The organism is Mycobacterium persicum (assembly GCF_002086675.1).
Taxonomy (GTDB): Bacteria; Actinomycetota; Actinomycetes; order Mycobacteriales; family Mycobacteriaceae; genus Mycobacterium; species Mycobacterium persicum.
Map to the genome: position 1 here is coordinate 19080 of NZ_MVIF01000075.1, position 11474 is coordinate 30553.

The following is an 11474-nucleotide window of genomic DNA, read 5'->3' on the forward strand; positions in this document are numbered from 1 at the left end:
GCCCCTGGAAGGATGTCAGTGTGTCGGAAGGTCTGTGGATCGCCATCGCGGTCGTCGCCGTCCTGGTCGTCATCGCCGCGCTGGTCATCGGCCTGGTGCGCTATCGCCGTCGCCGGATCCGCCTGTCGACCCAGCCGAAACCGGGGGTAATCGACCGTTCGGGCGGCTACACGGCGTCGTCCGGCATCACCTTCAGCCAGACGCCCTCGGCTGTCGAGACCGTCGAACCGGCCGATCGGATCGACACCAGCGGACTGCCCGCAGTCGGCGACGATGCGACCCTCCCGCGTGACGCCGTCAAACGCACCATCTCTGATGTCCATCTCCCCGAAGTCAAGCCCGAACCAGAGACCGTTGCGCCGCCGGTAGCGCCGGAAGTCGAGGCGATCGAGCCGCCGGAAGGGCGGTTGGAGCGGCTGCGCGGACGGCTCGCCAAGTCGCAGAACGCCTTCGGCCGCAGCATGCTGGGCTTGCTCGGCGGCGGCGACCTGGACGAGGACTCCTGGCAGGACGTCGAGGACACCTTGCTGGTCGCCGACCTGGGCCCCGTGGTCACGGCGTCGGTGGTGTCGCAGCTGCGGAGCAGGCTGGCCAGCGCCGATGTGCGTTCCGAGGCGGATGCCCGGGCCGTGCTACGAGATGTCCTGGTCAAAGAACTGCAGCCGGTCATGGACCGCTCGATCCGGGCGCTGCCGCACGCCGACCATCCCTCGGTGTTGCTGGTGGTGGGTGTCAACGGCACCGGCAAGACCACCACCGTCGGAAAGTTGGCGCGGGTGCTGGTGGCCGACGGCCGGCGGGTGGTGCTCGGCGCGGCCGACACCTTCCGGGCCGCGGCGGCCGATCAACTGCAGACCTGGGCGGCCCGGGTGGGTGCGGAGGTGGTGCGCGGGGCCGAAGGCGCCGACCCGGCATCGGTGGCCTTCGATGCCGTCGACAAGGGCATCGCCCACGGCGCCGACGTCGTGCTCATCGACACCGCCGGCCGGTTGCACACCAAGGTCGGGTTGATGGACGAACTCGGCAAGGTCAAGCGGGTGGTGACCCGCCGCGCCGCCGTCGACGAGGTGTTGTTGGTGCTCGACGCCACGATCGGGCAGAACGGACTGGCGCAGGCCAGGGTTTTCGCCGAAGTCGTCGACATCACCGGCGTAGTGCTCACCAAACTGGACGGAACGGCCAAGGGCGGCATTGTCTTCCGCGTCCAACAGGAGCTCGGCGTGCCGGTCAAGCTGGTCGGGCTCGGCGAAGGCCCGGACGACCTGGCGCCGTTCGAACCGGCCGCCTTCGTCGACGCGCTGCTCGGCTAGCAGCTCTTACACAGCAAGTTTTACGTTAATCCTCACGAAACATCACCGCACCATCGCCGCAACAACTACTGCGCATGGTTCTGGATCAGGTCGCCAGTCATAGTCCTGGGGCCCTCCCAACGCTGACTGGAGGTGATAGCGAGTGGACCAATTCCCGATCATGGGCGTACCCAACACCGGCGATACGGCCTGGATGCTGGCGAGTTCTGCCCTCGTGCTGTTGATGACGCCGGGCCTGGCTTTCTTTTACGGCGGCATGGTGCGCGCCAAGAGCGTGCTGAACATGATCATGATGAGCGTCAGTGCGATGGGCGTGGTCACCGTGCTCTGGGTGCTCTACGGCTACTCGATGGCGTTCGGCGACGACGTCGGCAACATTGCCGGCAACCCGACCGAATACTGGGGCCTGAAGGGCCTGATCGGGGGCAACGCGGTGGCCGCCGATCCCGCGACGCAAACCGCGGCGGTGAATATTCCGCTGGCCGGCACCCTGCCGGCCACCGTGTTCGTGGCATTCCAGCTGATGTTCGCGATCATCACGGTGGCCTTGATCTCGGGAGCGGTCGCCGACCGGCTCAAGTTCGGTGCCTGGCTGGCTTTCGCCGGGCTCTGGGCGACGTTCGTCTACTTCCCGGTGGCGCACTGGGTCTTCGCGTTCGACAAGTTCGCCTCCGCGCACGGCGGCTGGATCGCCAACAAGCTGCACGCCATCGACTTCGCCGGGGGCACCGCGGTCCACATCAACGCCGGTGTGGCCGGCCTGGTGCTGGCGATCGTGCTGGGCAAGCGCAAGGGCTGGCCCACGACGCTGTTCCGGCCGCACAACCTGCCGTTCGTGATGCTCGGGGCCGGGTTGCTGTGGTTCGGCTGGTACGGATTCAACGCCGGGTCGGCCACCAGCTCCAACGGCGCCGCCGGGTCGACGTTCATCACCACCACCGTCGCCACCGCCGCGGCCATGCTGGGCTGGCTGCTGACCGAACGCATCCGCGACGGTAAGGCCACGACGCTGGGCGCGGCCTCGGGCATTGTCGCCGGACTGGTCGCCATCACCCCGTCGTGCTCGTCGGTCAACGTTCTGGGCGCGCTGGCGGTCGGGGCGGTGGCCGGTGTGCTGTGCGCGCTGGCGGTCGGCCTGAAATTCAAGCTGGGGTTTGACGACTCGCTCGACGTGGTCGGGGTACACCTGGTCGGCGGTCTGGTGGGCACGTTGCTGATCGGTTTACTGGCCGCACCCGAGAGCGTGGCCATCAACGGCGTGGCCGGGGTGTCGAAGGGGTTGTTCTACGGCGGCGGGTTTGCGCAGTTGGAACGGCAAGCGGTCGGCGCGTTCAGCGTTCTGGTCTACTCTGGCGTCGTCACGCTTATCTTGGCTCTTATCCTGAAGTACACCATCGGGCTGCGGTTGGGTGCGGAGGCAGAATACGCGGGTATTGACGAGGCTGAGCACGCCGAGAGCGGCTATGATTTCGCGGTCACCAGCGGTTCGGTTCTTCCCCGTCCCGGCCCGGCGCTGGGTTCGCGTAACGGCCTGGAAGAGCGAGTGAGCGAGAAAGTGGAGGCGGAGCCGAAATGAAGCTGATCACCGCGATCGTCAAGCCGTTCACCCTCGACGACGTCAAGGCCAGCCTCGAGGACGCCGGCGTCCTGGGGATGACCGTCAGCGAAATCCAGGGTTATGGACGGCAAAAGGGCCACACCGAGGTCTACCGCGGCGCCGAATACTCGGTCGATTTCGTGCCCAAGGTCCGGGTCGAAGTGGTCGTCGACGATTCCATCGTCGACAAGGTGGTCGACAGCATCGTGCGGGCGGCGCGCACCGGCAAGATCGGCGACGGCAAGGTGTGGGTCAGCCCTGTGGACACCATCGTGCGGGTACGCACCGGTGAACGCGGACCGGACGCGCTGTGAGAGTCGTCGCGCATTGCTGAACCGATCTGGGACGCGCCGGCCCCACCCGGTATGACCCCCGACCAGCGCGACCAGGCCGGAACCGCCTGCCCGGCAAGCGATTTGGTTGCCGCACGGCGCCAATTGCTGTCCGACGACCAGCGGGCACCGGATCCCGCGGAGCTGCGACAGGCCTGGCTGGACCTGCACGAGTCCTGGCTGACCGCCAAGGCCGCGGAAATCGGGATCACCGACGACAGCGGCTTCGCGATCGTCGGGGTCGGTGGGCTGGGCCGATGCGAGCTGCTGCCGCATTCCGACCTGGACCTGCTGCTGGTGCACGACGGCAAGCCTGCCGAGGTGCTGGGGGAGGTCGCCGACAAGCTGTGGTACCCGTTGTGGGACGCCAACATTCGGCTCGACCACAGCGTGCGAACCGTTACTGACGCGCTGGGCGTGGCCAATTCCGACCTGGTGGCCGCCCTGGGCATGCTGGAAGCCCGTCACATCGCCGGCGACAAGCGACTTTCGGACGGGTTGATCGAAGGCGTGCGGCGGCAATGGCGCAGCGGAATACGTTCGCGCATGGACGAACTCGTCGAAATAACGCATGATCGTTGGTTGCGATACGGTCGCATCGCCCACCGCGCCGAACCCGACCTCAAGTCGGGTCGCGGTGGCCTTCGCGACGTGCAGTTGCTCAACGCGCTGGCGATCGCGCAGCTCATCGACCGCCACGGCATGGCCGCTCCGGGCCTGCCGGTGGGTTCGCTGGACGACGCCTACCTCACGCTGCTCGACGTGCGCACCGAACTGCACCGGGTATCGGGCCGCGGGCACGATCTGCTGCTGGCCCAGCACGCCGATGACATCAGCGCAGCCCTGCATTTCGGCGACCGATTCGACTTGGCGCGGATGCTGTCCGGCGCCGGGCGCACCATCGCCTACCACTCCGAAACCGGACTGCGCACCGCCGCCAATGCGTTGCCGCGGCGGGGTATCTCGGCCCTACGACACCGGCCCAAGCGGCGGCCGCTGGACGAGGGCGTCGTCGAGTACGCCAGCGAAATCGTGCTGGCCCGGGACGCTCACCCCGAACGCGATCCGGGACTGATGCTGCGCGTGGCCGCCGCCGCGGCCGACACCGGACTGCCCATCGGCGCCGCCACCTTGAGCCGGCTGGCCACCTGCACTCCGGAGCTGCCGACGCCCTGGCCGCGTGAGGTATTGGACGACCTGCTGGTGGTGCTGCTGGCCGGCCCCACCGCGGTGGGGACGATCGAAGCGCTCGACCGCACCGGGTTATGGGGCCGATTGCTGCCGGAATGGGGCAGCATCCGCGACCTCCCGCCCCGCGATGTCGCCCACAAATGGACCGTGGACCGGCATGTGATCGAGACCGCGATCCATGCGGCGCCGCTGTCCACCCGGGTGGCCCGACCCGACTTGCTGGCGCTTGGCGCGCTGCTGCACGACATCGGTAAGGGCAGGGGCGCCGACCACAGTGTCCTGGGCTCCGAAATGGTCATGCAGATCGGCGAGCGGCTGGGTCTACCGCCGGCGGACGTCGATGTGCTCTCGAAGCTGGTCCGCCATCACCTGCTGCTACCCGTCGTCGCCACCCGCAGCGACTTGAACGACCCGAAGACCATCGAGGGTGTCTCCGAGGCCCTGGGCGGGGACCCGCAATTGCTCGAGGTGCTGCACGCGCTGACGGAAGCCGACTCGAAGGCCACCGGCCCGGGCGTGTGGAGCGAATGGAAGGCGTCGCTGGTCGACAAACTGGTGTCACGCTGCCGGATGGTGATGGCAGGCGAGGCCCTGCCTCAGGCGAAACCCCTTGCTCCGCACTATCTTTCGTTGGCCGCCGATCACGGCGTGCACGTGGAGATCGGACCCGGCGACAGCGCACGGATGTACCAGGTGGTGATGGTCGCCCCGGACAAGCCGGGGTTGGTCTCCAAAGCCGCTGCCGTGCTGGCGTTGAATTCGCTGGGTGTCCATTCCGCGGCGGTGAACAGTCACGACGGCGTTGCGATCACCGAATTCGTGGTGTCCCCGCTGTTCGGTTCGCCGCCGGCGGCCGAACTGCTGCGCCAGCAATTCGTCGGTGCCCTCGGCGGCGACGTCGATGTGCTGGCCATGGTGGAAAAGCGGGACAGCGAGGCCAGCAGTTTCGCATCCGAGCGAGCCGGTGAGGTGGTGGCCGGAGTGCCGGTCACGCGTTCGGCCGCCCCGCCGCGCATCATGTGGCTGGAATCTGCCAGCTCCGGTCAGCTCATCCTGGAGGTTCGTGCCATGGATAGACCGGGATTGCTCGCGCTGCTCGCGCACGCCCTGGAGCGCGCGGGCGTCGATATCGTGTGGGCCAAGGTCAACACGTTCGGGTCGACCGCGGCCGACGTTTTCTGCGTGATGGTTCCCGGGGAGTCCGACGTACCCGCCGCGGTCGAGCAGCAGCTGTCGGCGGTGCTGGGTACCCCCGCCGACGTATTGGTCGACGAGCCCGTCGGCGATTGACCCGCCCCCGCGGTCACGCCTGCTCGGAGTTCAACTGGCGCAAGGCTTCGATGCGCGCCTTGAGCTGCTCGCGGGTTGCGGCGGCGATCGGCGGCCCGCCGCAGCGGCGGCGAAGTTCGTTGTGGATCCAGCCGTGCGGCCGGCCGGTGCGATGATGCGCGATCGCCACCAGGCTGTTGAGTTCGCGGCGCAGCTCGCGGAGTTGGCCGTGGGTGGTGGCCGGCTGGGCGGGGCCTGCTTGCGCGGCCCCTTGCTGAAGCCGGGCCCGCCGTTGCAGCTGCTCATCTTGGCGACGGTGCAGCAGGGCGCGCATCTGCTCCGCGTCGAGCAGCCCGGGGATGCCGAGGTAGTCGGCCTCCTCGTCGCTTCCCGCCGGAGTGGCGGTGCCGAACGACGATCCGTCGAAGATGACCTGATCCAATTCGGCGTCGGCTCCCAGTGCGGTGAAGCCGGTTTCACCCGGTTCGGTTTGTGTCCTGGTGGCCGGGTCACCGGTGAGCGGATCGTCGCCCGATTCCCGGTGCGGCTTGCCCAGCACGTGGTTGCGCTGCGCCTCCAGCTCGCTGGCCAGCTGCAGCAGGCTGGGAACCGACGGCAAGAAGATGCTCGCGGTTTCACCGGGTCGGCGTGACCGCACGAACCGGCCAACCGCCTGCGCGAAGAACAGCGGCGTCGAGGCGCTGGTGGCATAGATCCCCACCGACAGGCGGGGCACGTCGACGCCTTCGGAGACCATCCGCACCGCGACCAGCCACCGGCTGGTGCTGGAGGCGAATTCCGCGATGCGGGAAGAGGATCCGGGATCATCGGACAGGACGACGGTGGGCGCTTCGGACGTCAGCGTGGTCAGCAACCCGGCATAGGCTCGGGCCGCCGTCCGGTCCGAAGCGATGATCATGCCACCGGCGTCGGGCACCTGGGCGCGCAGCTGACGCAACCGCTGGTCGGCGGCGGTGATGACCGCAGGCATCCACTCGCCCGCAGGGTCCAGCGCCGTGCGCCAGGCCCGTGCGGTCTGCTCGGCCGACAATGGCTCACCCAGGCGTGCCTCATGCTCTTCGCCGGCGCTGTCGCGCCAGCGCGCCTGCCCGGAGTAGGCGAGAAACACCACCGGCCGGACCACGCCGTCGGCAAGGGCTTCGGCATAGCCGTAGGTGTGGTCGGCTTCCGAACGCAGCACGCCGTCCCCGTCGGGGGCATAGTTGACGAACGGGATCGGGCTGTCGTCACTGCGAAACGGTGTGCCCGTCAGGCCGAGACGGCGGGTGGCGTCGCCGAATGCCTCCCGGATGGCGTCGCCCCAGGTCTTGGCGTCGCCGCCGTGGTGGATCTCGTCGAAAACGACCAGCGTCTTGCGTTGTTCGGTGCGCACCCGGTGCAGCGTCGGATGCGCGGCGACCTGGGCGTAGGTGACGACGACGCCGTGGTACTCCGGTGAGGTCCGGGGGTTGGAGTTGGTGAACCTGGGGTCCAAGGCCAGCCCATGCCGCGCGGCGGCCTGTGCCCACTGAATTTTCAGGTGCTCGGTGGGCACCACGACGGTGACCTGCTCGACCGCGCGATGGCTCAGCAATTCGGCCGTGATCCGCAGGGCGAACGTCGTCTTGCCCGACCCGGGGGTGGCCACGGCCAGAAAATCCCGCGGCTCGGCGGCCAGGTACTTGACGATTGCCCGGCGCTGCCAGCCCCGCAACGGCCGACTGCCGTCGGCGTCGGCGTGACTGACCTGCTGCATCGAACACTGCCCCCCAGATGCTCACCCGCGCGTGGCGGTTCACGTTCACGCCGTCACCTGCCTCCGCACGCCGACCCGACGTGCTGGCATGTCGCGGCATAACACGCGGGGAGCCGTTGTCGGCACACCGGCGGGCGCGACGAAAGTGTTGCGGGTCGAATCAGTGCGGCTGGGCGGCGAGTGTGAAATCTAGCATGGCAACACTTTTGGGTGCAGTCGCGACATGGGTCAGTTGTGGGCGAAAGACCGCGACCTGCTGCTGGCTCTGGCCAGCGGACCCGACCTCGCCGGCCTGTACACCTGGTGGAAAGCCAACCGATAACCGCGGGCTGTTCTACGGTGGGCCGCATGGTGCGTCCTAGAAGCTGGATCAGGCTTGCGGGTGTAAGTCCCGTCCCGGTAGGCACCGGAGCGCCGGGTAGCAGGCCCCGGTTCGTCGTTGAGAGGCGGCGGGCTAAGCGGGGTGTCGAGAGCCTCTTTGGAGGGAGCAAGTGCGCGGGCCGTAGTGCCGTTAGGCGCGAGTCCTGCAGCCTCGTCAAATTTACAACGGAGGAGCCGAGCCGCTCATGTCACGGCGAAGGCCTATGTCTGTCGAGCCCTGGTCCGGGGTTAGCTCGGCGGGTCCTTCCGGGGTATGGGGAGCGGCACGTGCACACAGTCTGGTTCGGAAGGGGAGAGGTCGGTCTGCTCAGCCTGCGTCAGGCAAAGACCAAGGGTATAAGCCGATGGTGAAATCCCTTGGAGGGCAGCGGGAGTCCGAGGGGGTCGTAGTACCGCTGATCGGTGTGAGAGACACGCCGGGAGGGAAGGGCCCCTGCTTTGATCACGCGCGCGAAGCGGGTAAGTGTGAGGGCATGACCGAGGTGACTCGGTCCAACTACCCCGGTAAGCCATCGCTTGCCGTAGCCGACGACGAGCCGTTGGTGGCCTCGCCGGTGAAAGTGCAACAACTGCAACGGGTGCTATGGGCTGCGGCCAAGCAGTCTGAGGGTCGGCGTTTCCACGCCCTGTATGACCGTATCTACAGGGGTGACGTCCTGTGGGAGGCGTGGGAGCGGGTGCGTAAGAACAAGGGCGCGGCCGGGGTGGATCGGATCACCGTGGCCGCGGTGGAGGACTACGGCGTGGACCGCATGTTGCGTGAGTTGCGCCATGACCTTCGCACAGGTCGGTATCGTCCCGCGCCTGCTAGGCGTGTGGAGATCCCGAAACCACGAGGTGGTAAGCGGCCGTTGGGTATTCCCACGGTGCGAGACCGGGTGGTCCAGGCGGCGGCCAAGATCGTGTTGGAACCGATTTTCGAGGCGGATTTTCTGTCGTGCTCGTTCGGGTTTCGGCCGAGGCGGTCGGCGGTGATGGCCAAGGAACGCTTGCGGACCGGGTTCATCCAGGGTCAGGTGTTTGTGGTCGAGTTCGATATCGCCAATTTCTTCGGTGAGATCGACCACGACCGGCTGCTCACGGAGGTGGGTAGGCGGGTCTCGGATCGGCGGGTGCTCAAACTGCTGCGTTTGTGGCTGCAAGCAGGAGTGTTGGTCGAGGGGGTGACCCAGCGGACGGTCGCGGGCACTCCGCAGGGCGGGGTGATCTCGCCGCTGTTGGCCAACGTCTATCTGCATGTGCTCGACACCGAACTCGCTGCCCGTGGGGTAGGTGAGTTGGTGCGTTATGCCGATGACGGTGTGGTGTTGTGCCGTACGGCGGAACAAGCCGAGCACGCTCTAGCGGCGGTAGGAGAAATCCTGGCGTCGTTGGGGTTGCGGCTGCATCCGGATAAGACGAAGGTGGTCGACCTACGGGCAGGTTGTGAGGGCCTGGACTTTCTGGGCTGTCATTTCCGAGCTCGCATGTCGGGGCGGCTGTGGGAACAGAAGCGCATTGTGCGCTACTACCTGCACCGCTGGCCCAGCCAAACGGCCATGGCCCGACTACGGGCCAAGGTGCGTGACCGCACCGGGGGCAATCGGGTCGGTCTCGATATCCGGGACGTGATCGCGGATCTGAACCCGATCCTGCGCGGCTGGGGCAACTACTTTCGTACCGGCAATGCCGCCAAGAAGTTCCGCCAGATCGACCGGTACGTCCGATGGCGGCTGTTCCGCTTGATGGTTCAAAAGCGGGGCCGCAATCTGCGTGCCGGCCAAGCCGATCAGTGGACCGAAGAGTGGTTTAACGGGCACGGCCTGCACCGGCTTCGTGGCACCATCCGCTACCCGAAGGCAGCGTAACCATGTCTAGAAGATCATCGGTAAGCCGTGTGCGGGAAAACCGCACGCACGGATTGAAAGGGGGAAGGGGAAACGGGCTCACTGAGCACCGCGCCCCCGACTACCAATGAGGTGACCCGATCCGCGGGTGCGGCTTTTGCAGCGAGCGACGGCCGCGGCACCTGGAGAGGCCATTCGTCCCTGGCGCACCACCGCGTTCTGGTGGCACTCTCAGCCCATGCGGCGGGCACTGTGCTTGATCTCGGCCATCGGCTGGTTATACGCGGGAGCTGCATGCGCCACGCACCAGCCGCCGGCTGCGACCACGTCGTCGAAGTCCGGTGCGACGTCGATGGCGCCGACGACGATGCCCGGTACCGGCGTTGCCCTTCGGGTCTACTTCGTGCGGGCCGGCAAGGTCGCCACTGCCGGGCGGAACGCGGCCGATCCGCACTCATCCATGGCGGCCGAACTCGCGGTCCGGGCGCTACTGGCGGGCCCCGCCGACTTCGAGCGGGGAATCGGCCTGTCGACGGAGATTCCGGCCGCCACCACGCTGCTGGGCCTCAACGTCGCGGGCGGCACCGCGACCGTCGACCTGTCCAACGACTTCCGGGCCGACGGCGCCGCGCTGCCGGGCGCCCCGATGCAGCTGCGAGTCGCCGAGGTCGTCTGCACGCTCACCCAGTTCGCCGGCGTCGACCAGGTAACCATCACCGTCGCCGGGAAGCCGTTGGAAGGGGCGGCCAACCTCAAACGCGCCGACATCGACGCCGTGCTACCGAGGATTCTGATCGAGTCGCCGGTGCCCGGGCAAGCTGTGACCTCGCCGTTGAAGGTCTCCGGAATCGCCAACGTCTTCGAGGGAACGGTCACGTATTCGGTCAACGCCCCGGACGGCGCCGAGCTAGACCAGGGTTTCACCACGGTGACGGGGCTGGAATGGGGAAACTGGGGCCCCTTCGCATTCACCTCGAATTACTCGACGCAACGCCCTGGCCTGGGCCGTGTCACCGTCTGGGAAGTAAGCATGAAGGACGGATCCCACCGCAACGTCTACGAGGTTCCGGTGAACTTCTGAGACCCCGCCGATAGCTGTAGGAAGCTCGATTGCCAAGAGATTCAAGCTGTTTCGGCAGGCGAGTGATCAGGCCGCACCCAGATGGTGAATGGTGTTGGGGTGCTTATTCTTTGCAGGGGTTGCACAGGGTGGTGACTGACCAGGTGCATTGGGTGGTGTCTTCGATGCCGCTGCTGATGCCGGCGGCGGCTTCGATGGCTTCGTCGGAGAAGTTGAAGGCGAAGATGTCGTCGTCGAGTTGGGGGAGTTGGATGGTGTGGTTCATCGGGGTGGTCCTTTCTGGGTATGGGTTGATGGTGGACTTTTACTGTCTGTCGTAGTGGTGGTGGGCTTGTAGGGACTTTGGTCCTCAAGGTGGGCGCTGATGGTCGTTGGGTGTTTTGGTGAGTGTGGTGGCCAATTATGGTGGTGGGGCGGGGTTTACGCCGGGTGGCGGCGAAAGGGACGGGATGGACACGTTTTTTGAGCGGGTGTTGGTGGGTGCGGCCAGTGTTGATGAGTTGTTGTCGGGTGATTTCGAGTCGGTGCCGGGGCAGAAGTCGGATGCTGATCGGGCGGGGCGGCGGTTGGCGGCGTGGTGTCGGTCGTGTGCCAGTGGTGATTGGCGTCAGTTTGCTCGGCGGTTGGCTCGCGATGGTTGGGATTTTGCGTTGGTGTTGGAGCGGTTTGGCGGTGCGCGGCGGGTTTCGTCGGCACCGGTGCCGGGGTGGTTGCTCGATGCGGTGTGGATC

Annotated in this window: 9 protein-coding genes; 7 read left to right on the forward strand and 2 right to left on the reverse strand. The window is 66.9% G+C overall.

The features are described 5' to 3' along the window. The first annotated feature begins 20 nt into the window (after window positions 1–20). The 4 genes from ftsY to BST40_RS20080 all read left to right on the forward strand — a co-directional run bounded on the left by ftsY (window position 21) and on the right by BST40_RS20080 (window position 5720). On the forward strand, window positions 21–1310 hold the full coding sequence (gene ftsY / locus BST40_RS20065) for a signal recognition particle-docking protein FtsY (protein ID WP_075549317.1): 1290 nt from the start codon (window positions 21–23) through the stop codon (window positions 1308–1310). A gap of 142 nt (window positions 1311–1452) precedes the next feature. After that, on the forward strand, window positions 1453–2886 hold the full coding sequence (locus BST40_RS20070; protein WP_089025233.1) for an ammonium transporter: 1434 nt from the start codon (window positions 1453–1455) through the stop codon (window positions 2884–2886). Then, on the forward strand, window positions 2883–3221 hold the full coding sequence (glnB, locus tag BST40_RS20075; protein ID WP_023372285.1) for a nitrogen regulatory protein P-II: 339 nt from the start codon (window positions 2883–2885) through the stop codon (window positions 3219–3221). Before BST40_RS20070 ends, glnB begins: the two co-directional genes overlap by 4 nt. Before the next feature lie 51 nt (window positions 3222–3272). Beyond that, on the forward strand, window positions 3273–5720 hold the full coding sequence (locus BST40_RS20080) for a [protein-PII] uridylyltransferase (protein WP_083135072.1): 2448 nt from the start codon (window positions 3273–3275) through the stop codon (window positions 5718–5720). Window positions 5721–5733: 13 nt separating this feature from the next. Here the strand turns inward: BST40_RS20080 and BST40_RS20085 are convergent, their stop codons facing one another. Beyond that, window positions 5734–7455, reverse strand: a complete 1722-nt coding sequence (locus BST40_RS20085; RefSeq protein WP_075549319.1) for a DEAD/DEAH box helicase — start codon at window positions 7453–7455, stop codon at window positions 5734–5736. Window positions 7456–8309: 854 nt separating this feature from the next. Between BST40_RS20085 and ltrA the strand changes: the two genes are divergently transcribed. Together ltrA and BST40_RS20095 are read left to right on the forward strand one after the other, a co-directional pair. Continuing rightward, window positions 8310–9683 (forward strand): group II intron reverse transcriptase/maturase, encoded by a 1374-nt coding sequence (gene ltrA / locus BST40_RS20090; RefSeq protein ID WP_232341728.1) that lies wholly within the window; start codon window positions 8310–8312, stop codon window positions 9681–9683. A gap of 217 nt (window positions 9684–9900) precedes the next feature. Next, window positions 9901–10743 carry a GerMN domain-containing protein gene (locus BST40_RS20095; RefSeq protein WP_083155264.1) on the forward strand — a complete coding sequence of 281 codons (843 nt, stop codon included), beginning with the start codon at window positions 9901–9903 and terminating at the stop codon, window positions 10741–10743. Window positions 10744–10846: 103 nt separating this feature from the next. Here the strand turns inward: BST40_RS20095 and BST40_RS30205 are convergent, their stop codons facing one another. After that, the gene (locus tag BST40_RS30205) at window positions 10847–11008 is read right to left on the reverse strand and encodes a hypothetical protein (protein WP_156908226.1); all 162 of its coding nucleotides are present in this window, start codon (window positions 11006–11008) and stop codon (window positions 10847–10849) included. Window positions 11009–11192: 184 nt separating this feature from the next. Between BST40_RS30205 and BST40_RS31180 the strand changes: the two genes are divergently transcribed. Further along, window positions 11193–11474, forward strand: a 282-nt coding sequence (locus tag BST40_RS31180; protein ID WP_208618916.1) for a hypothetical protein, incomplete at its 3' end; no start/stop codon positions are given.